The following is a 21,891-nucleotide window of genomic DNA, read 5'->3' as shown; positions in this document are numbered from 1 at the left end:
TAGTTTTTGGCCTGTTCGCTTGTATCCCTATTGTCAAGTAGGGCTAGTTACTCCGAACCGAGCCAAGGTGCTGCCAATCCTAAGAAGGAATCAAAGAGAGATGAGCCCTGGGTAGCGCGTGTTACTGAACACGTCCATTCATGAGCTGGCGTGAAGAGCAGAAGCGTAGGTCCACTGTCGCTAAACAAAGCCAGAAATCAGGCCAGCATTTGGTCGAATGTTAAGTTGTGTGACGGAGTAACCTTAGGCTTTGAATCCTCTAACTGTTTTAACGTCGCGGGGTGCAGCGAGAAGACCAGGTGAATGTGTGGGGGTGCCAGTGGAGTCGAGAATGCGCTTTTTGACTTAGGGGATTTCGAAGATGCGCTGCTGGTCTTGGTTGGGATCGATTTCATGTTCGAGTTATTTTCTCGGAAGTATCCAAAATGCGATGCAATTAGATAGCCATGCAACAACGAACAAGGCGGGGTCCCCCTTGAAATATCCAGCACCCAAAAAGAGAAGGTTCTTCATCGACGCTCCCGCAATCTCCCTACTGAAGCCGAGGGCGTTGATTGGTTCGATCAAACTCCGCCTAAAGTCCTGACGAATACGGGCCTAATGTCGCGTAACTTGGCGACATGTCCTAGCAAAAATCTACGGAGATCAGAGGATTGTCCTAAGAAGTAGTCAAAAGCAGAGCCTTGGACTAGATCCTAACACTGGCCAACACTCATCTTGGACCACCTGCCAACTCTCTCAAACTGATCTTATCTGATCTTATCTGAACATTTGCACTATTTTTGCAAAGATACCTCTGCACCGGATTACACTCTTCGGAACCCTATCGAACACCAATTGTCATTTCCATATCGTGACAGATGATTTTCACTATTCATCGCCCATGCCTGATCAAGTTTCTATCCACGACATCCTCGCAGAATTCCGAGACGATTCCCTCAACAACCGTGATCTTGGCGACCGCTTTGAACGTCTGATTTGCCGATACCTAGAACTTGACCCCCAATATTCCGAACGCTTTTCGAACGTCTGGATGTTCAACGAATGGCCCCGCAAAGGAGAGACCGGGGACATAGGCATCGACATTGTTGCCGAAGAAGAAGCCACCGGAGAATTCGTTGGCATTCAGTGTAAATTTTACGAGCCGACCCATCAGCTAGTCAAAGGTGACATCGATTCCTTCGTTTCCGCCCTCGGCAAGAAGCTATTCTCTTCAGGTATCATTGTCTCAACAACCGACAAATGGGGACGCAACGTCGAGGCCACCCTAAAGGATCAGACAAAACCTATTCAACGCCTCAGGGTCCAGGACCTCGATAATTCTCCCGTCGACTGGTCCTCTTTCACTGCCGATTCCCTTAACAAGCTAAAGCTTCAGAAGAATCGTTCTCCAAGAGCGCACCAAATTCCCGCTATCGAGGCAGTGAAGAACGACTTAATGGCAGAAGGGTGCCCCGACCGTGGCCAGCTCATCATGGCTTGCGGCACCGGCAAGACCTACACCTCCCTCGCCATCGTCGAAGAAGTAGCCATGGGCGGTCATGTCCTCTTCCTTGTTCCATCCCTCGCCCTCCTTGCACAAACCCTCCGCGAGTGGACCGCCTTCTCCCAAAAGCCCATCCACGCCCTAGCCGTCTGCTCAGACTCCCAAATCGGTCGGCGTAACGAACAGGACGCAGACAACACCGACATATCCATTTCCGATCTCGCCTTCCCCGCCACCACCAATACCAAATCCCTCCTTCACCAATACAACGCCCTTCAAGGTAAGATCAAACGCCGAAAGCAATCCAAGGCCAACCACGGCACCACCGTAGTCTTTTCGACCTACCACTCCATCGCCTCCGTCAGCGATGCCCAAAAGGCCGGGCTCCCCGACTTCGATCTCGTCATCTGCGATGAAGCCCACCGCACCACCGGCGTCACCCTTGCCGATGGCGACGAATCCCACTTCGTCAAGATCCACGACGCCGACTACATCCGCGCCACCAAGCGCCTCTACATGACCGCCACCCCCAAGGTCTTTGGCGATGAAACCAAGGTCAAAGCCGCCGAAGCCGACGCCACCCTCGCCGACATGGGCGACGAAGACACTTTCGGCCCGGAACTCTACCGCCTTGGCTTTGGCGAAGCCGTCGAGAAAGATCTTCTCACCGACTACAAGGTCCTCGTCCTCGCCGTCGATGAATCTTACGCCTCCAAGACCTTCCAATCCCTTATCACCGATTCCGACAACGAACTCGATCTCGACGACGCCGTCCGCATCACCGGGTGTTGGAATGGCCTCTCCAAAAAACTCGACCATACCACTACCGACGAAGCCGAGCTCTATGGCGACCTCGCCCCCATGCGCACCGCCGTCGCCTTCTCACGCTCCATCAAGGACTCCAAGGCCTTCTGCCAATACTTTGCCGAACTCGTCGAGAACTACCAAGCCGACCACCCCGAGGAAGAAAACCTCCTCAAGGTCGAACTCGACCACGTCGATGGCGGCATGAACGCTATCACCCGAGGCCACAAGCTCGACTGGCTCAAGGAAGCCCAACCCGCCAATCAATGCCGCATTCTCTCCAATGCCCGTTGCCTCTCCGAAGGCGTCGACGTTCCCGGCCTCGACTCCGTCATGTTCCTCAACCCGCGCAACTCCGTCGTCGATGTCGTCCAATCCGTCGGTCGAGTCATGCGCAAGGCCCCCGGCAAGCAATACGGCTACATCATCCTCCCCATCGGCATACCCGCCGGCGTCACCCCCGAGGAAGCCCTCAAGGATAACAAAAAATACGCCATCGTCTGGCAAGTCCTCCAAGCTCTCCGCTCCCACGATGACCGCTTCAATGCCGTCATCAATCAAATCGAACTCAACAAGAAAGCCCCGCCCCAAATCGGCATCATCGGCATTGGCGGTACCGATCCCAATGACGCCGGCGATACCGCCGTTTCTGGCAAAGACAAAAAGGGCAAGGTAGCCGAGACCACGCCCTTCCCCTTCTTCTCTCAACTCGGCGAATGGAAAGACGCCCTCTACGCCCGCATCGTCAAAAAATGCGGTGAACGCCGCTACTGGGAAAAATGGGCCACCAACGTCGCCGAGATCGCCCGCCGCCACATCGAGCGCATCACCACCCTTCTCGACGAAGGACAATCCCACCACGCCGTCGCCTTCGCCAAATTCCTCAACGGCCTCCACCAAAACATTAACCCCGCCATCACCCGAGAGGAAGCCATCGAGATGCTCTCCCAGCACCTCATCACCCGCCCCGTCTTCGACGCCCTCTTCGAGGAATCCCAATTCTCAAAACACAACCCCGTCTCCCAAGCCATGGAAGGCATCCTCGAAGCTCTCAACGACCAGGCTCTCGAAAAGGAAACCAGAGAACTCGATCAATTCTACCACTCCGTCCGCACCCGCGCCGCTGGCATCGATAACGCTGAAGGAAAACAAAAAGTCATCCTCGAACTCTACGACAAATTCTTCGCTACCGCCTTCGCGAAAATGTCCAAGCGTCTCGGCATCGTTTACACCCCCGTCGAGATCGTCGATTTCATCATCCACTCCGTCGAAGACATCCTCCAGCAAGAGTTCAAGACCTCCATCTCTGACAAAGACGTCCACGTCATCGACCCCTTCACCGGCACCGGCACCTTCATCGTCCGCCTCCTCCAATCCGGCCTCATCAAACCTCAGGATCTCGCCCACAAATACCAAAACGAACTCCACGCCAACGAGATCGTCCTCCTCGCCTACTACATCGCAGCCGTCAATATCGAGGAAACCTACCATGCACTCCAGAGCGAGGCGAAATCCAAGTATTATGACAGTGAACTAGATGAAGCGGTGAAGCATGGGGTACTCATCAGCGATCCCGTAGATTACGAAACTAGTTATCAGCCCTTCGACGGCATCGTCCTCACCGACACCTTCCAACTCGCCGAACCTCACGACGGCCAGCAAAACGCCGACGAATCCTTCTTCCCCAAAAACAACAAACGAGTCGCCCGCCAAAAAGCCGCCCCCATCCGAGTCGTCATGAGTAACCCACCCTACTCCGTCAACGACAACCCCGTCCCCTATCCTGCCCTCGACTCCCGTATCGAAGCCACCTACGCCGCCCGCTCTACTGCCACCAATAAAAACTCCCTCTACGACTCATACATCCGCGCCATCCGCTGGGCCTCCGACCGCATCGGCGACAACGGCATCGTCGCCTTCGTCACTAACGGCTCCTTCATCGACTCAAACGTCTGCGATGGCCTCCGTGCTTGTCTAGGTGAGGAGTTCACAACGCTCTACATCTTTAATGCGCGGGGAAACCAACGCACCTCTGGCGAACTTTCCCGTCAGGAAGGGGGGAAAGTCTTCGGCCAGGGCTCCCGCACACCTGTTGCCATTTCCCTTCTCGTCAAAAACCCTGCCAAATCTGCACCTGCTCAAATCCACTACCACGACATCGGCAACTACCTCTCCCGCGAGGAAAAACTCGAAATCTTCCGCAGCCTCGAATCCCTCAACGGACTCCACCGCCACGACTCCAAAAAGTGGAAAACCATCAAACCCAACGCCGAACACGATTGGATCAACCAACGAGACCCTGCTTTTGAGACTTTTATTCCACTCAATGCGGAGGAGGACGGCGAACTCACGACCTTCCTCGACCGCCAAAATGGAGTGCAGACAAACCGCGATGCTTGGGTCTACAGCTATTCGAAACCCAAACTAGCAGAACGCATGAAAGCCACGATTGCTTTCTACAACGAACAGGTGGAGCAACACGCTTCTGAATGCAGAGCCGCAACCAAACCAGCAGATGAAGCTAAAAAACGCATCGTATCCGACGACAAACAAATCAAGTGGACAGGCTCACTGATTTCAAAGCTCTGCCAAGATAGTAAATGCAGCTACTCGGACAACAAGTTAGGCACATCACTGTATCGTCCGTTCTCCCGGCAAAAACTATACTATGACCGTCATTTTAATCACCGCTACAAAGAGAGACTTTTCCCCACCATTAAACACGAGAACCTTGTCCTTTCCGTTCCAGGGGTTGGAGAGACTGTCCCCTTCTGCGTTTTCAGCATGAACGTTCTTCCGAACCTCCACACGATTTCAGGAGGCCAATGTTTCCCGCTCTACCTTTACGAGAAAGTCGAGGCGAGCGCCGGCGAACTCGACCTCTCCACCGACGACCCCGAAGCCGAAATTATCGACGGCTACCGCCGCAAGTCCGCCATCTCCGACGCCATCCTCGCCACCTTCTGCGAGGCCTACGGAAAGAAGGTCACCAAGGAAGACATCTTCTACTACGTCTACGGCATCCTCCACAGCCCGGAATACCGCGAGCGCTTCGCCGCCGACCTCAAGAAGATGCTCCCCCGCATCCCGCTCACCACGGAAGCCGCCGACTACCAAGCCTTCACCCAAGCCGGACGCGACCTCGCCGAACTCCACCTCAACTACGAGACCGTTCCGCCCCATCCCGGCATCGCCGTCGAAGGCGACGAACTCGCTCTCGAACCCTTCGACCTCTACCGCGTCAAGAAGATGACCTACGCCCGCCCCACCCCGGAGCAAAAAGCCAACGGCCACCGCTTCGACAAAACCCGCATCATCTACAACGCCAACATCACCATCTCCAACATCCCCGAGGACGCCCACAACTACATCGTCAACGGCAAGTCCGCCCTCGACTGGCTCCTCGACCGCTACCAAGTCAAAATTGACAAAACCAGTGGCATCAAAAACGACCCCAACGACTGGTGCCGCGAACACGACAACCCCCGCTACATCCTAGACCTTCTCCTAAGCGTCGCCCACGTGTCCATCCAAACCAACACCATCGTCGCCGGCCTTCCCGCTCTCAATGAGCGAAAGTAGCCGACTGTGCACAGCACTTCACAACAGGACTCTTTTTGATTACGTGATGGATCACTTCGACCAATACTATCTCTTTGCCGACGAATCGGTTCAGGATGGATCTCTCTTCTCCAACTTCTACGGAGGAGCCTTGGTTCCTCAACCAGAATACGAAGGAGTCAGAACTCGGCTTATCGATTACAAGAATGCTCTTGGCTTCCAGGGCAATGAATTGAAATGGCAAAAAGTCACCGCGCAGGACTTGGATTCTTATAAGGAGATCACTTCCGCCTTCTTCACCGAAATGAGAGAAGGCCGCGTAAAAATGCGCGTTATGTTTCGGAATAACCGGAATGAATATACCCGTGGACTCGTCCCAAAGAATGAACGCTATCTCCGACTCTATTACCAATTTATCAAGCACTCCTTCGGCTTCACCTCCCGCCCTACCGAAACCACGCCTTTTCGCCTCCGACTCTTCCTCGACCGCCTTCCCGACACCAAGACTCAAATTCAATCATTCAAGGAATACCTCTGTCGCCTAAACCAAACTGGCGAGCTTCGTGAAAGTGGAATCCTTGTCGAACCTCAAGCGATCTCCGAAATTGACTCGAAAGACTACATTCTACTCCAATGCGTCGATATCGTCCTGGGAGCGATGGCGTTTCGTCTCAATGACATGCACCTCATCAAGCCTCCCGGCAAGCGCATCCGAGGCAAACGAACCATCGCAAAGGAGAAACTCTACAAACACATTTACGCCGAAATCTCCCAAATCGTAGCCCAAAAAGGAGTCAGGAACTACGACCCTAAAAATGGGAAACACTACAAAAACTACCCGCACGACCGATGGACCGACCCCTACCGCCATTGGCTGTTCAAGCCCAGTAACAAATAAAAAGCACTCATGAAGACCTACATCAATATCCGACGTAAACGTTGGACTTCGATCTCCCTGAGCGCAAGGGACTGGTAAAACAGTAAACGTCTCTCGTCAAATCGATTATTCATCACCTCAATTCTGAATACCCACGACGAAATTGTAGAAAGGCCCGTCGTCTCGGCACCATTTCGAACTAGCTTAACTCAAGGTTGAATCCCCATGAAAACCAAAGGACAAATCGAGAGATTAGAACTACTTGATACTGAATACTGTAGTCTTGCCTTATGGGTTAAAACGCTAACCCCAGAAGCCAATCTCACTCCTGCATTCCAAAAGAATTGGGCCGACCTTCTTGATTATCATGAAAAAAGGCTACTTATCTTGGTTGAAAACGAGGTTAGGAAATCTCATCAAGCGCCTCGCCTTATCAAGAGAGGGTGGTCATTCGCTGAGACAGAAACAAAGATTTTGTCTCATTCCACCGATGACCCCGGAGATCTTCCCAAAGTAGAGACGGTCATGGTCAGTATTGGCGGACGATGGCATCCACCAAGATCACTCGTGATGGCAACCGCGCTTCACCCGACTATTGTTCAAGTGAGTAAAGAGACGCCGCCCAGGTCAGTAGAAGAGCAAATTAAGCATAAATTATCATGGGCTCGCTCACTCAAGGATAACCTGGAAATTACTCAATTGAATGAGCACGAGCTATTGCTCGCACAAGCCGCTGAAGCTTTCGATTTAGCGATGTATATACCCATGGGAATGGATGAAGAGATGGGATGGCTTTCTAACGCAGACAAGAAAGACAGTTTCTGGAATATTATCCAAAGCGCTATCGATTTCGGCAGACGTTCCGCCCTCTTTGAAGTTTATGGAGATGGGCGTGTCGAGGACCTGGCAAAAGCATCTCTAGTCAACCCTCCCGGCAGAGGGAAAAGCCAGTGGCACTTACTACTTCTTGAAATTATTTCGCCGCTCAAGGAATCGAAAAAAGCCACAGGTCCGGCAGCTATTTTAAAGATTCTTGGCGGAAAAAGAGGAACAAAAGGTGACCATCCAAAATTGATCTTCGAGGACCCCAGAGCATCAAAATTACCAGAAATTGAGTGGAACGAATTCCAGTCCTTGGTGAAATCCGTGAAGCAAACCCTTTAATTTCGGCAGTTTAGTAAACTGCCGAATCCTCAGGTCGTATCTCTTAGAACGAAGGTGTTCATAGTTGCTTGTCATGAACGAACATACGCAACAAACAGTCACCGCCCTCTGGCTTCGCGACAAGAAAGCAGTAGCCACCTACGGGATTAGCAGAACCAAACTCTGGCAACTTCAGAAGCAAGGCAAGATCCGCAGCGTCTCCCTAACCGAGCCTGGGATGTCCCGCGCCACCCGGCTCTTCGATGCTCAATCAATTGAGGCATACATCGAGAGCTTCCTTCCGAAAGAGCAGCAACCAAAGGAGGAAACTGAGTAATGAAAAAGCCACCTTTCCAGGTGGCTCCTTCTAAAAGTCGTTTTGATCGCCGACAACAGAAGGTTAGCACCCAAGACCATGAGCGCAAGCTCATACAAATTAAGGATTCACTTCCTGACCTCGAACGTTACCACGGTGAACGTATCACTCATAGACGTGGCTTGAGCCTTACACTCCACTGTCCTCTCCATGAGGACAAAACCCCTTCTTTCACCGCCGATGCAAGGAAAGGCACCTGGCTCTTCAAGTGTTTCTCATGCGGGATGGGGGGAAGCCTCATCGATCTCCATGCCAAGATCTCGGAATTAGATCCGCGAAGCTTCGAAGCGATCAAATCAAGCGCACAAGCTGTTGGCATCGACCTGGAGCATTCACTTCCTCTCTCTCAACAAGAACGAAGAAAATGGGCACAGCATAGGCAGGAGGCAAAACGCCAAGCTCTAGCGAAGGCGGAGGAGGAAGATGAGCAAAAGACGCTCACCGCTCATCAACGAAAAACTCTAACAAAGAAGCTCGAAGCGTATCTCTCTAAAGATTGGAGGGCTGATCTCTGGCACAGTTCCCCGATATGGACTGACACGCCCGAGGAGTCGCCGTCAGCGTTTCTAAATACCCTTTTCCCACCGGAAGTAATTCTTTGGATGGGTGAACCCTACGATACCGGACAGGAACGACACCGGAAGAACTTCAAGTGCACTAGCAATTGGCTAAAGCAAGCCTCCCTGCCTCCCCGAATAGCCGCCGGTCACTTCCTTACCGATTCCTTCCATCGCTCCAAGGACTGCCTAGCAGCTTCACCATTCATCATCATCGAAAGTGACGACCTCATTGAAAAGAAGCCAACCAACGCCGGCGAACGAGATCAGAACAAAGCTCTAAGCTACGCCTTGGCTAGATATTGCGTGAAGGAGCTAGGACTCCACCTCCGCGCCGTCATCGATACCGGGAACAAAAGCCTGCACCTCTGGTTTGATCGACCACCACCCAAAGCCCTAGCCGCAATCCGCATCCTCGCCCCCGGTTTCCGAATCGACACCGGCCTCCTCAACTCATGCGCAGCCGCACCCCTCAGGATGCCAGGCTGCATTCATGAGAAAACCCAACTTCCAGCAACCCTCCTTTACCTCGACCACACCACATCATGAAACCTTCCAACCCTTCAACAAAAGCCGAGCAAGCTCTCGCCAAGGAAATGGCAGAGGCGGGAATTACTCAGGGAAATCCACATACCGCACTCTTCAAATTCTCCACAGTTTCCGGATCTGCTTTGCAAGATATGAAGATCCCCGAGCGGGAAACACTGCTCTCTCCTTTCTTTCGGGCAGGTGATTATGGGATCGTCTTTGCCCCCCGTGGAGTCGGCAAAAGCTGGCTTAGTCTCATGATCTCCAAAGTCCTTACCGAAGGCGGAAAACTTGGAAACCATTGGGAAGCTTCAGTCGGTAAAAACGTTCTTTATTTGGACTCTGAAATGAATCTCTACGATCTTCAAAAAAGATGCCAACAACTCGCGATCAGAAATGACCAGTTCCACCTCCTCAGTCATGAGGTTGTCTTCACAAAGTCAGAGGACAAGCTCTCCCTCAATCTTGCCGACCCCATCCAACAGAACGCTCTCAAAGAACACTGTCTGGCAGAGGAAATCGACGTCCTCATTCTCGACAATCTCTCAACTGCCTTCAAGGGACTGAATGAGAACGAAAGCGATTCGTGGGAACAGGTATCGCCTTGGTTGCTAGAACTCCGCCGTGACGGAATCGCAGTTATCCTTGTTTGTCATGCCGGAAGAAACGGCAATATTCGAGGGACAAGCAGGCGAGAAGACATGGCTCACTGGATTCTCAGTCTAGAGGAGTCCGATACTGGCCAGGAAGAAGGTCATGAGTTCAAAACCCGCTTCACTAAGCAAAGGAATTGCACGGCTTCCGACGTCCCGGCCTTAGCGTGGACAATAAAACAAGGAGAAGGCGAGATGATGATCACTACCGCAACAATTGATCCTCGAAGCCAAATGCTCGATCTCGTTCAGGGTGGAATGGCTTCCGCAACTGATATCGCGCAAGAACTTGGAAAGGCAAAAAGCACAATCTCCAAATGGGCACGTAAAGCTGATGAGGAAGGGAAAATGAAGATCCGCAATGGCCGCTATCTCCCAGTCTAATAATACCGTTTCCTGTTTCTTCCCCTTAGAGCGGGAAACGAGAAACGAATGGAAACCAAAACCGAAACGAATGGAAACTAGATCTCCTTATCCTATATTCTACCGATGTTTCCAAGAAACCAGCTTAGAAACATCCTCCGTAGATCAGGGAAACGAGAGCTCTCCAGCGGTTTCCAGAAGCGTCGACTCCCCCACCTCAAACCCTTCCATTAATCACCGAAGCCATCTTGGCAGATCCTGAAACAATTCTTGGCAAATTCTCATTCCCAAATCCTTCTCCAGAAACAGCCGCAGAAATCTGGAGTACTTTTCAGCACAGATCCCTTCTGCGCCGATTGGCTCTGGGTATTTCTCGGCACGACTTTCTCTGGACCAAGTGCCCGTGTGAAAGAAAATCTAACCGGACGTAATCAACTGTTACCACTATGTTACCAATTCGGAAATTCCGGATACAAAAAATCCGCTTAGCCATTAAGACTAAGCGGATTAAAAGAATGGTACGCAGACTGGGACTCGAACCCAGGACCAATTGGTTAAAAGCCAACTGCTCTACCAACTGAGCTATCTGCGCGTTGGGTGCCACTCTCGCGGCGGGGCGGAAACCTAGTGTGGAACCCCCGAGATTGGCAAGCTCATTTTCGCTAAAACTTTAAGAAAAATGCATTTCCACATCCGCCAGGGTTTTGGATGGCCGGTCTATCAGGTAAAACTGTATTCCGGCAGCCGCAGCCGCACCGCCATCGGCCCCCGTAGAATCACCAATCAGGCAACATTGCGCCCGGTCCACACCGGAAATTTCCAGTAATTTCTCGATAATCACGGGAGACGGCTTTCTTGCGAGAACATCCCCGGATGTCAGGACAAATTCAAAATACCCACTCACACCGAGATCATCGATCACCCGATGGAGCCTGGAGTCAAAATTCGAGGCGATCGCCAACCTTGCTCCTGATTCTCTGTAAAAATCCAAAGCAGGGATGGTGTCCCCGAAGAGCCTCCATGCATCTCCTTTCTCATAATGTGAAAATAGCTCCTCGAAAATTTTGGCTTTCGTATCCGCCCTACAGGTAACTCCCACTGCAGCAGCTGCATGGAATACGACATCCATCCACCACTGTCTCTCCACCGAGTTTCCATCAGTGTAGCCCGTATAATCCGGGGCAGGAGTGTCCGAGAAGGCAGACCTGAAAGCCGACTTCCAGATCCGCTCCGGAATTTCAAAACCGTATTTCAGAAAACACCGGGAGTAGACAGCCTCCACTGGTTCCGCCGTATCGAACAACGTCCCCGCAGCATCAAAGATGACCAAATGATTGCCTTTCATAGAGATCAATGGCTCGGGAAAGATCTTTCAACCCGCCGGATAAATCACCTGCTCCAGAAATAGGCCATCAGGAGGAGCGCAGAGCGGAGCCTTGCCATGCGGCAAACCTTCCGGCTGATCCAAGAGCCTCTCCAGATCATCAAGCCGTAAGCGTCCTTGGGCAGCCTTGATCGAAGATCCAGCAAGCATCCTCACCATCTTGTAAAGAAATCCATCCCCATGAAATTTCAAGCGATAGCCATCCGCCAGTGTTTCCAACTCCGCTGAGAAAACCTCCCGGACATAATCGGTATCCTCCTGCTCGTTTCCGCGGTAGGCGGCGAAGGCATGGAAATCATGTCTCCCTTCGAATAGTCGCAGCGCTTGCTGCAACACATCCGCATCAAGTAACCGCGGCAGATGCCAGGCCAAACCGGACTTGAGGGGAGGCAGCACAGGATCCGTGCAGACATCGTAGAAATACTTTTTTCCTGCAGCGGAAAAGCGGCTGTGAAAGTCAGCGGAAACTTCCTCGCATTCCATGATACGGATCGTCGCCGGAAGCTTCGTATTGAGAGCTGGGACCCAGTTGTAAGGATTCATCGAAGATCCAGCTGGTGGATCGAAATGTGCAATTTGACCTAGCGCATGCACTCCCGTGTCAGTGCGGCCAGAGCCTTGTATACGTATAGGCTCTTTTGCTACTTCCGCCAGCGCACCGTTTATTAGGTCCTGCACTGTATTTCCGCCTGTCTGGGATTGCCAGCCGAGGTAAGGTCTACCGTCGTAGGCTATGGTCAGCTTCATTCTCATAAACTCTCCTCCATCCAGCGATTCAGAATTTCAACGGCAGCTGCCTGATCTATCACGCCCTTCTGCTGATGCGCCTTCCGCCCTGCTGCCCGGAGTTTTTCCGATGCGTCCGCAGTGGTATAGGTCTCATCCACGAAAAACATCGGCAACCCTGGAATAGCGGCTGCGAGCTTCTTGGCAAAAACTCTGACCTTCTTGGCGGAATCCCCTTCGGAACCATCCAGCCGCAGCGGTAAGCCAACAATGAGTGTCTTCGATTTCCTGCCGGCGACGATTTTCAAAATTTCCTGAATCGGATCCGCAGAACCTGTTGGAACCGTAGCAACGGGATGAGCCATGATGCCGAAATCGTCGGTTGCGGCGATACCGATACGGGAATCGCCGTAATCTATGCCTAGAGCTGGATGTGGGGAATCGTTCAAGATGCCCGCAGGATCACCTGCCAGGCCTCCCTGCTGCAAGGAAGGAAATATTCAGCACGATTAAGCGTGAGGTTTACCTGATCCTCCCTTGAATGGTTCCCATGAGCAGGCAGAAACAAAAAGCTGCGGAGCAGCAGCAGCCCAATGCATTCGGTGCTTTGGATGCACTGGGAGATTTACCGTCCGGCCCCGAATCGGCAGCTCCAGTGGTTCCGATCAAAACCTCGAAACGTGGGCAGAAAAACACAAACCGTGGCCGTGTCGACATCACCCGCCAAACCGCACATCGCGGAGGAAAAGGAGTCACAGTAGCCAAAAACTTTACCGGCATAACCTTGGCCGAAAAACAGGATCTTGCGAAAAAGATACAAAAAGCCTGCGGTGTCGGTGGCACAGTGAAAGACGGCAACATCGAGATCCAGGGTGACAAACGGGATGAAGTGAAACGCATCCTAACAGAAGCTGGATTCAGGCCTGTATTTGCAGGAGGTTAGACCGCAATTTATTGCTTACCGGGATTCCATTGAATCCCTACTTCCCCGGGAAGAAACCTGTCTGGCTGCTACCGACTGAAGCCCCCGGAAACAAGAAATGGATGCTGGTTCATATTCGAGACCTCCCGATAGGTCGGATTGGTTAGCTATCAAATTCCCAAGAAAATTCTTGTTAGTTCACATTGGATCAGGTTCATTGAAGTTGGAAGTGGTCTGACAATCTGTTGGGTCCACCTCTGTCCCCCTCACCCCCCACCCCCCCCGAAGTATGATATTTCAATACGTTGGCACACCTATGCCTGGTGCCTCGAAAAATAAGGTAATTACCTCCGCCCTCTCCGCAATGGCTCTACTTTGCGGAGTCGCTTCAGCTCAGAACCTCTTGATTAACGGAGATTTCGAGAGTGATTACACAGGACGTCCTGCAATTGGCGGCCAACAGTTCTCGACCAACGTTCCCGGTTGGCAAACAACTGCCTCAGACGGTAAAATTGAGATCTGGGGTGATGGCTTCCGTGGCGTTAACTCAGCGAACGGCACCACTACTGCCACTGACGGAGGCGACTATTTCGCAGAAATCAACGCGACCCAAGTTTCAACACTCTTTCAGGACGTCACTTTCACCGAAGGTGGCTTAATTGATTACACATTCTTACACAGAGGACGTGGATACAACGATCCATCTACTGTCATAAATCCGGATAGATTGAATGATGTGATGACTTTTTCCATCACTGATCTAGGTGCCAACGGGACATATGACGCAACAGACACTGTCCTTTTCTCTCGCACCGTAACGACTGATAATATCAATGATTCCAATGAGTTCAATGGCTTCGCCCTCTACCAGGGTGTGGATATTGCGACTGCTATTGCAGGTGGAACCTACCGCTTCAGCTACGAAGCAGTGAGCACGGGTTCAGGCCTCGTGGCTTCCGGTAATTTCATCGACAATGCAGGCTTCGGTATCACAGGTGTCGCTATTCCCGAGCCTTCCAGCACCCTGCTTGTTATGATTGGATCGATCGCGGGTCTTGTAGGCTACCGTCGACGCTAGTCAGATTCAGACTTTTCAAAAACGCATGATCCCGATCATTCGGGGTCATGCGTTTTTTTTGTTATATGGTGAAGTGTGGAAATTGCTGAATATCCACACTCCCCGAAGCAAGCGAATCTTGATTCTTGTGTAGAAGGCGTTGTTTTGAAAAATCAGTTCATGACCGCTCCGGAAATCCAGCAATATATCGAAACCGCAATCAGCGCGAATTTTTCAGGCTACACAACAGAAGCCGGAGAGATGATGACGAGCGAAGGTGGTGACGGGCGTTTTTTCGGGAAAGTGGAAGCGACCATGTATTCCGGTTTACCCGGCGGGAAGGATGTTTTCCTCGCGATCGGGAAAACATCGAAACAGTTGCAGATCATCAAGCTTGGCGACTCGGAATCAGTGAAGCCAAGTGAGGCCGAACTGGATCTTTTGCTACTGAAAGAACTGGGTATCGAGAAAAAATAAGAGCGTTCCCCTGTTTGGGCCGCTCTTTGAAGTTTTTCTATTTTATCCGAGAAGTCCCATGCTCCATTTGGGAAATGGGTCTTTGAATGCTTTTTTCCACTTTTTCTGCGGAGAATTGAATTCCTCCGGGGTAAGTAGCGCGAACTGGAACATTTCTATCAAGACATCCTGATCCATACCGGTGCCGATGAGGACGATTTCCTGACGGCAATCGCCATTGGGCTCTTCCCAGACCGCTTCGATATCGCTGGTTTCTTCCGGCCATTGTTTCTTTGAAACCGCAGCCCAGAAATGGGCGGCGCATTGGTGCTTGCCGATGGCTCCGGCCTGCGACCAGTAGCCGGCGTATTTGAGACGGGTGGCGAGCCAGAAAATACCTTTGGAACGAATTACGCCGGGCCATTCCTGCTGGAAAACTTCGAAGAGCCGCTGCGGATGGAATGGAATGCGACTACGGTAGACAAAGTTTGAAATGCCGTATTCCTCCGTTTCAGGGGTGTGCTCGATAAGTGAGTCCAGCCAGCCTTTGTGTTGCTCGGCGAGCTTCTGATCGTAGAGACCTGTTCCCAAGACGGCATCGAGTGGAATTTCGGAATCCACGGTGTCGTAGATTTTCGCCTGCGGATTGAGCGCACGAATCATCCCATGGATGGTGTGGCGTTGTTCTTCGCTAACTAGGTCGGTTTTGTTGAGCAAAATAACGTTTGCGAAGTCGATCTGATCGCTGAGAAGATCTACTATGGTGCGCTCGTCTTCTTCGCCGATTGATTCGCCGCGATCCTTGAGTTTATCCACAGCGGTGAAGTCGCGGAGGAAATTGTAGGCATCCACCACGGTGACCATGGTATCAATTCCCGCGATGTCGCCGAGGGATTTTCCGTCCTCGTCCTCGAAGGTGAAAGTCTCGGCGACGGGCATGGGTTCGGAAACGCCGGTGGACTCGATGAGGAGGTGGTCAAACCGACCTTCCTTGGCGAGCTTGCCCACTTCTACCAAAAGGTCTTCGCGGAGTGTGCAGCAGATGCAACCGTTGGACATCTCGACCATTTTTTCCTCGGTATGCGAAAGTGAAGCATCGCCATTGCGGACGAGCGCGGCATCGATGTTTACCTCGCTCATGTCATTGACGATGACTGCGACGCGCTTGCCTTCCCGGTTGCGCAGTATGTGATTAAGAAGAGTGGTTTTCCCTGCTCCGAGAAAGCCGGAGAGGACGGTGACGGGGAGCTTGGAAGTAGTTGTTGTCATGAGAGAACGAATTTATAGGAGCTAGAAATTTCCACATAGAGTGCCGTGGAACATGAGGTCCGGGTGTCCGGCATTCAGGAATTCAGTCGGGCAGATGGCACTCTTCTCCCAACTCGCGGCGGGTGATTTCCAGAAGCTCGTCCGGATCGAGGTCCGGGCCGATGAGGATGGCGGAGGCCGGGACGCGAGGGCTGATGGGAACCTCAAACGGATCGCCCATGATTTCGACACCCACTCGCTCGAAGAGCCTGCGGATACCCGGCTCCCCATCGACAGTGGCAAGTGCTTTGGCGCGTATCACGCTAGGTGGAAGAGCGGCGAGCCATGACCAGATGGAGCTGCGACTCAAGCGATCAGGAAGAAGTATCTGGCAGCCGGTGAACTGGTGGGCTGTAGCGCGACCTTTGCTAGGTATAGGTGAAAAGAGTCGATCCCGCTGAGGTGGCTTGCGGTCCAGAAGCAGACGCATATCACGGCTCGCGGCCTTGGCTAGTTCCTCCGCCATTCGCTCGGGTGTAATCTCGCTGGCAGTAGGGTTGATCGCCCGGATCCTCTCGTAGAGGTGATTTCGCTCAATTTTGGAAATACCATCCGCATGACTCAGGTGGAAGTGACTGGCGGTCTCCAGCTGGAGCTCTTCTAGTGAGCGATAGGCTCCACGGTTCCCGAGGTTACGGGCATCAATCACGCAAACCTGCCAGCGGGGATTGCGGCGGAGTTTACTTTCCAAGAGTATAAAGGATTCAAGAAGAGGTATGGGATCAGCAGTTCCGTTGACCTCGACGAGTAGAATATCGTTGCGGGAGGCATTCGCGGAAATTGAGAGATCCACAAGGAATTCCAGCCCCTCGCAGCAGGCACACGAGGCGGCTATGGCCTCTACGGACGCAGCGGTATCTCGTAATGTCTCTGCATCGATGTGAGCATTTTCGTAATCATTGAGAATAACATCGGCGTTTACCTGCCATGGCTTGAGAGCGGTGAGAAGTTTACGGAGAAATGTTGTTTTCCCTGCTCCAAGAAACCCGGTGAGAAGAAGTAGCGGCTTGGTAAGCGGCAGAGGCCTTATATTTTCAGGAGCAGTGATCATTTACGGGCCTCTCTTTCTGCTTCCTGGAACCAGGAGATGACTTGGGCGAGGTAAGACTCACCGTATGTTTCCTCGAAGGATCTGGTGCTTGAATTTGTGGAGTCTCCAAGGGCGGCGATACGCTCACGGCAGTATGAGGCAGTGAGAGTGAGTCCGCAGGCGCCGGTTATGGCGTTCCGCCAATGGTTATAATTCGGGAAGGTGTGCATAAATTATTCGGTAATGGTTGTTTCCAGCAGGTCGAGGGACTCGATCCAGAAGACAGGTTTCATAGCGTGGTAACGCATGGTGTCCTCACCGGTACGAGTGGTGTAGAGGATGTTGCTGGGCTCCTCGACGAACTCTGCGAAGAGAGTTTCCAACACGTATTGCCGGACTTCTTCCGGGTGCGGAAAAGTAGGTATTGTGCCTTTGAGTGCATGCTGGCGTAGCGCCTCGATCACTGATTTCATATCCGTGTTTGAGAGCTCGATTCCGAGGCGGTGGGCGGAGCGCTCGTGCTCGCCCACGATGACAAGGAGCCGCTTGAGGATGCGGGAATTCTCGCGGTTGGCGTCTTCGATCTCCGGGACTTCGATGGGAATTTCGGAATGGAGTCCCAAGTCTGTGGCGAGGCCGGGATCGTTGGCGGTGCCGCTGATTTGCCGGCGGATAGGTGGCGTATTTTGGGAACCACTCATGCAGATACCTGACGGCTGAAATTCTTCGCTCGGGATACCTTTCCCGGATTTTCGAGGAGCAAGTGAAGCCAGGCAACCGAGTTTTCCGGAGTTAACCAAGGTTTGGATTTGGAAAGGGATTTGTAACTGCGGTAGCAATTCGTGCGATAAGCGCTTCCCATTTCGGCAGATACCCAAGCCTCGTGTTCCAGCCACCATTCGAGAAATGGAGTGAGGACCAGAATATCCTCAAACAAATCCACACTGGAAATCAGTTCCTTTGGCCATTTACCTGGAATCGGCGGTTCCAAGCCTTGCCAAAGAAAGCATTTACCAGTGTTCCGGATGAACATAAGGCCGGGACTTCCGGCGCCCGGGAGCCATCCCACGCAGGATCCATGCAGAAAAATAGATCCTCCCTGCCAAGGTAGAGAATAGCAACTGGTCCCCTTAAGTCCCAACGAAGGTGATTTCTGAAAACCACTTTTCTGGAACAGGTTTCCCGACGAAACCGATGCATCCATACCCCAGAAAAACATTTGCTGGGTGAAGGCAGCGGCTAGATCTCGAAGTAACGCCGTGGATCTTTGCGAACCTACTACAGGAGGCAGATTGCTTTCAAATTTCATAAACGCAAGTTATTCGCATTAACACCTAATGCAAGTAACTTGTGTTAGTTAGGATATTTTTGGAATCTTCACTCAGGCTTTCAGCAGCATCCAGACGGATATCGCCATCATCATGAGGTTTTCAGTAAGTGAGATAAACCCAAGAGGCACCTCACTTCCCCCCCCAACACAGGCACAGTTCAGGTCCCGTTTTTCGATATAAACAGCCTTGATCACAGAAACAGCACCGATAGTGCTGACTATCAGCGCAGCAGGCGCCGCGATCCAGGTAAACAGTCCGGCGATCATCAGGATCCCTGCGCCAGCCTCCACAAATGGGTAAACATACGAATACGGAACGTAGCGGCGGGCCACGAGATCATATTGAACGAATCCGGTAGCAAACGACATGAGGTCCTGGATTTTCAGGATGCCAAGCACACACATGCTGAAAGCTATAAACAGCTCGATGATGCGAACAAGATCAAGTGAGCCCTGCAGCGCCCACGTGGTTGTGATAGCCATGAGAAATGTAACGGCGAACACAGCCAATACCGGCTGGTAGGTTTTCCCTTCCTTCGGATCCGGGCCTAGCCCAAGATGCTCGCGGAGCTGGTCATAACCACCAATCCTCTCGCCTTCCACAAAGATCTGTGGAGTCTCGTCGTAGCCGTTTTCCTCTTTATAGGCCTTGTTCGCATCCTTCGTTTCCAGGTGCTTGTCTTCTATATTGTAGCCATTTCTCTTCAGCAGATCGAAGGCTTTGATCCCCCAAGGGCATAGATGCTTCGGGGTGACCATACGGTAGATTGTTGCGGATTTGTGTTTCATAATTTTAAGTTGGTAAATATTGCAAAACGCAAGCTTGGGTAGAAACAGGCCTACAATTTTTAAACATTTGTCGACACTGGCGTAGCGTCCCCTGCATCAATTGCAAATCTTAGGCCAAGACGGCCCAAGGCGACGGTGTGGCCACCGGTTCAAAATCTGAGGGTAAACCCAGCACCCACTCCGTATGTGGTATCCCAAAGCGCAGTGGCGGAGACATATTGAGTCAGGATATATGAGAGCCCGGCTTGGTAGGACCAGTCTTCCATAGTGTCGTATTCCACCTCTCCGAAAATCCCAAGGCGCGGGGTGATCATGAGTTCGCGCTCGAGCGCGAAACGCGCTTCGCCGTCATCATCGATCCATGCCTGAGACATGAAATTTCCGGGAAGCAGATAGCGGATACCAGCGATGAGACGCTCGTCCTCGCGGGTGGAATTCATTCCTTCCGCGTAAACCCCGGCAAAGACGGTGGTGAAGCGGTTGAAGTAGCGGCCGTAGGTAAGATCTGTTTCCCATTCCGTGCCTTCGACTCCATCCCAGCCGGCTTCCCAGTTCAGCATGAGGATGTTCTGAGGATCAGAAAAGGTGATTGTTCCTTGGGTCTCATTGCTGAGCACATCCGCGAATCCATAGAAGAACCATGGATTGTTCTCCACATAGATTTCCTCACGGACGGCTTCTGTTTCCGCGTCCACGGTGAAGCTTTCGTATTCCACCACGCGGGCCATGCCGCTCATCATGTGGTAGAGCAAGTGGCAGTGGAAAAACCAATCGCCCGGCTCATCCGCCATAAACTCGATGACGGTGGTGGTCATCGGTGCGACATCGACTGTGTGCTTGAGCGGTGAGCGTTTCCCTTGGCCGTTGATGACGCGGAAGAAATGGCCGTGAAGGTGCATCGGGTGGTGCATCATGGTGCGGTTGATCATGATGAAACGGATGACTTCCCCTTCGCGGATGATGATGTCGTCCTCTGGCTTGATCGGCTTGTTGTTGATCATCCAGACGTAGCGGTTCATGTCGCCATCGAGGGTGAGGCGGAAGTCACGTCGTGGCGCGCTGGAGGGAAACGAGGTATCCTTGATGGCTCGGAGTTTCTTGTAAGGTGGAAACGGGCGCTGCTCTGACATCATGGAGTCTGTGGCAAGCATGGGTGACTTTGCTGCATCCTCCCGGAGAAGGAAATCATACCAGACTGGCGGGTTGTGCTTCACTCCCTTGTCTTTGTTCATCTCCGGCATGGAGGGCATGTCTTTCATTCCCCTCATTTTCGAATGATCCATCTTCGGCTTTTTCATCTCCGAGTGATCCATTTCCGACATTTCCATCTCGTCCATCTTCATCCCTGAGTGATCCATGCCTTCCATCGCCATATGCATCTTCATGGTTTTTCCGTGATCCATTTCGCCCATGGGCATGTCCATACCGCCCATGTTCATGCCCGGCTTATCGAATTTTCCGGCATCCACATCGCGATCCGGCATGCCCATGGTTCCAGCTGGAGTGAGGGCAAAGGCGTTCTTCCAGTTGAAGCCCATCATGGTGTCATAGACAAATGGTTTGGGTAGATCGGCCACTGGTTTGCGATCACCCGATCCGATCCAGAGCGAGCTGTGTCCGGAGCCGTCGTGGGCGGTCGCGCGGAACTCATAGGCACCGTTTTCGGGGACTTTGACCAGCACGTCGTAGGTTTCGGCGACTCCCATGAGTATGGGTTTCGTCATTTTCAAAGGCTCCACTGCCTGTCCATCCGCCGAGACGATTGTCATGGGGCCGCCTGCGTAGCTGAGGTGAAAAAAGGTGCTGGCCGAGCCATCGATCACGCGCAGTCGGACGGTTTCGTCTGGATTGGCGTTGAGGGTTTCCTCGGGTTTTCCGTTAACGAGGAAGGCATCGTAAGCGACATCGGCGAGATCCATCGCAGGCATGCGCATGGCTTCGCGCTGGAAATATTCGCTGAGTTTTCCTGTCTTCACCGCTCCGAGCACGCTTTGCGCGGTTCTCTTTTCGACTCCGAAAAACTCGGAACCTCGGCGCAGGTTGCGGAGGATTTCCATGGGATTTTTGTTCGTCCAGTCAGATAGCAGGACGACGTGGTCTCGATCCTCTCCATGGGATCTTTCCCTCGGAAGTATGACCATGGAGCCGAAAACCCCGCGCTGCTCCTGCATCCCGGAATGCGAGTGATACCAGTAGGTGCCGGTCTGGCGGATGGGGAAACGGTAGGTGAAGGTGGTGCCGGGTTTGATCGGCGGATAGGTGACGAATGGAACTCCGTCCATGTTATTGGGAAGCAACAACCCGTGCCAGTGGACGGAGGTCGGCATGGTCATCTCATTGGTGACATGAATCACGGCGGTATCGCCTTCGGTGAAACGCAGGACGGGACCGGGGATGCCGCCGTTGATGGTCATGCCTTTTACTGCTTTACCGGTGATGTTCACCTCCTGGTTGGCGATGGTGAGGTTGTATTCGACGACTTTCGCGGAAACAAAAGTTGTTAGAAATGTCAGGGTCAGGATGATGATTTTCATAATCGGT

19 protein-coding genes and 1 tRNA gene are annotated in these 21,891 nt (G+C 52.4%); 9 read left to right on the top strand and 11 right to left on the bottom strand.

The genetic code is table 11. From position 1 onward, the window contains the following. Positions 1-883 precede the first annotated feature (883 nt). From AAGA79_RS04825 to AAGA79_RS04800, 6 genes are all read left to right on the top strand, one after another. The gene (locus AAGA79_RS04825; RefSeq protein ID WP_411827644.1) at positions 884-5,872 is read left to right on the top strand and encodes a DEAD/DEAH box helicase; all 4,989 of its coding nucleotides are present in this window, start codon (positions 884-886) and stop codon (positions 5,870-5,872) included. Then, complete coding sequence (locus AAGA79_RS04820) at positions 5,859-6,749, top strand: DUF3800 domain-containing protein (protein WP_411827643.1); 891 nt, start codon at positions 5,859-5,861, stop codon at positions 6,747-6,749. Before AAGA79_RS04825 ends, AAGA79_RS04820 begins: the two co-directional genes overlap by 14 nt. A gap of 204 nt (positions 6,750-6,953) precedes the next feature. Beyond that, positions 6,954-7,892 (top strand): hypothetical protein, encoded by a 939-nt coding sequence (locus AAGA79_RS04815; protein ID WP_411827642.1) that lies wholly within the window; start codon positions 6,954-6,956, stop codon positions 7,890-7,892. A 73-nt stretch (positions 7,893-7,965) separates the two neighbouring features. Further along, positions 7,966-8,208 carry a hypothetical protein gene (locus AAGA79_RS04810; RefSeq protein ID WP_411827641.1) on the top strand — a complete coding sequence of 81 codons (243 nt, stop codon included), beginning with the start codon at positions 7,966-7,968 and terminating at the stop codon, positions 8,206-8,208. Beyond that, on the top strand, positions 8,208-9,353 hold the full coding sequence (locus tag AAGA79_RS04805; protein WP_411827640.1) for a CHC2 zinc finger domain-containing protein: 1,146 nt from the start codon (positions 8,208-8,210) through the stop codon (positions 9,351-9,353). Before AAGA79_RS04810 ends, AAGA79_RS04805 begins: the two co-directional genes overlap by 1 nt. Continuing rightward, complete coding sequence (locus AAGA79_RS04800; protein ID WP_411827639.1) at positions 9,350-10,369, top strand: AAA family ATPase; 1,020 nt, start codon at positions 9,350-9,352, stop codon at positions 10,367-10,369. Before AAGA79_RS04805 ends, AAGA79_RS04800 begins: the two co-directional genes overlap by 4 nt. Positions 10,370-10,864: 495 nt before the next feature. Here the strand turns inward: AAGA79_RS04800 and AAGA79_RS04795 are convergent. From AAGA79_RS04795 to ruvX, 4 genes are all read right to left on the bottom strand, one after another. Continuing rightward, a tRNA-Lys gene (locus AAGA79_RS04795) sits at positions 10,865-10,940 on the bottom strand. Positions 10,941-11,018: 78 nt separating this feature from the next. Then, entirely contained in the window at positions 11,019-11,693 is a 675-nt protein-coding gene (locus AAGA79_RS04790; RefSeq protein ID WP_411827638.1) for an HAD-IA family hydrolase, read from the bottom strand. 27 nt (positions 11,694-11,720) lie between these two features. Beyond that, positions 11,721-12,479 carry a tRNA pseudouridine(38-40) synthase TruA gene (gene truA / locus AAGA79_RS04785; protein ID WP_411827637.1) on the bottom strand — a complete coding sequence of 253 codons (759 nt, stop codon included), beginning with the start codon at positions 12,477-12,479 and terminating at the stop codon, positions 11,721-11,723. Positions 12,480-12,481: 2 nt separating this feature from the next. Next, positions 12,482-12,907 (bottom strand): Holliday junction resolvase RuvX, encoded by a 426-nt coding sequence (gene ruvX / locus AAGA79_RS04780; protein ID WP_411827636.1) that lies wholly within the window; start codon positions 12,905-12,907, stop codon positions 12,482-12,484. Between the two features lie 101 nt (positions 12,908-13,008). On the opposite strand from ruvX, the gene AAGA79_RS04775 reads away from it, so the two are divergent. The 3 genes from AAGA79_RS04775 to AAGA79_RS04765 all read left to right on the top strand — a co-directional run bounded on the left by AAGA79_RS04775 (position 13,009) and on the right by AAGA79_RS04765 (position 14,914). Then, positions 13,009-13,401, top strand: coding sequence for a translation initiation factor (locus AAGA79_RS04775; protein ID WP_411827635.1), 393 nt, complete (start codon positions 13,009-13,011; stop codon positions 13,399-13,401). A gap of 268 nt (positions 13,402-13,669) precedes the next feature. Continuing rightward, positions 13,670-14,458: a PEP-CTERM sorting domain-containing protein gene (locus tag AAGA79_RS04770; RefSeq protein WP_411827634.1), complete on the top strand. Its 789-nt coding sequence runs from the start codon at positions 13,670-13,672 to the stop codon at positions 14,456-14,458. Between the two features lie 159 nt (positions 14,459-14,617). Next, positions 14,618-14,914: a hypothetical protein gene (locus tag AAGA79_RS04765; RefSeq protein ID WP_411827633.1), complete on the top strand. Its 297-nt coding sequence runs from the start codon at positions 14,618-14,620 to the stop codon at positions 14,912-14,914. 42 nt (positions 14,915-14,956) lie between these two features. On the opposite strand, the gene zigA is transcribed toward AAGA79_RS04765, so the two are convergent. The 7 genes from zigA to AAGA79_RS04730 all read right to left on the bottom strand — a co-directional run bounded on the left by zigA (position 14,957) and on the right by AAGA79_RS04730 (position 21,884). Beyond that, entirely contained in the window at positions 14,957-16,162 is a 1,206-nt protein-coding gene (gene zigA, locus AAGA79_RS04760; protein WP_411827632.1) for a zinc metallochaperone GTPase ZigA, read from the bottom strand. A gap of 82 nt (positions 16,163-16,244) precedes the next feature. Then, entirely contained in the window at positions 16,245-17,252 is a 1,008-nt protein-coding gene (locus AAGA79_RS04755) for a GTP-binding protein (protein ID WP_411827631.1), read from the bottom strand. Beyond that, complete coding sequence (locus AAGA79_RS04750) at positions 17,249-17,461, bottom strand: hypothetical protein (RefSeq protein WP_411827630.1); 213 nt, start codon at positions 17,459-17,461, stop codon at positions 17,249-17,251. Before AAGA79_RS04750 ends, AAGA79_RS04755 begins: the two co-directional genes overlap by 4 nt. 3 nt (positions 17,462-17,464) lie before the next feature. Next, positions 17,465-17,932, bottom strand: a complete 468-nt coding sequence (locus AAGA79_RS04745) for a hypothetical protein (protein WP_411827629.1) — start codon at positions 17,930-17,932, stop codon at positions 17,465-17,467. Continuing rightward, entirely contained in the window at positions 17,929-18,540 is a 612-nt protein-coding gene (locus tag AAGA79_RS04740; protein ID WP_411827628.1) for a hypothetical protein, read from the bottom strand. Before AAGA79_RS04740 ends, AAGA79_RS04745 begins: the two co-directional genes overlap by 4 nt. A 72-nt stretch (positions 18,541-18,612) precedes the next feature. Next, complete coding sequence (locus AAGA79_RS04735; RefSeq protein ID WP_411827627.1) at positions 18,613-19,350, bottom strand: MauE/DoxX family redox-associated membrane protein; 738 nt, start codon at positions 19,348-19,350, stop codon at positions 18,613-18,615. 149 nt (positions 19,351-19,499) lie between these two features. Continuing rightward, on the bottom strand, positions 19,500-21,884 hold the full coding sequence (locus AAGA79_RS04730) for a multicopper oxidase domain-containing protein (protein WP_411827626.1): 2,385 nt from the start codon (positions 21,882-21,884) through the stop codon (positions 19,500-19,502). Positions 21,885-21,891: the final 7 nt, after the last annotated feature.

Origin of the sequence: Luteolibacter sp. AS25, assembly GCF_046736275.1 — a bacterium.
Taxonomy (GTDB): domain Bacteria; phylum Verrucomicrobiota; class Verrucomicrobiia; order Verrucomicrobiales; family Akkermansiaceae; genus Luteolibacter.
The sequence above is the reverse complement of the archived record's forward strand: the minus strand, read 5'-3'. Positions and strand labels throughout refer to the sequence as shown.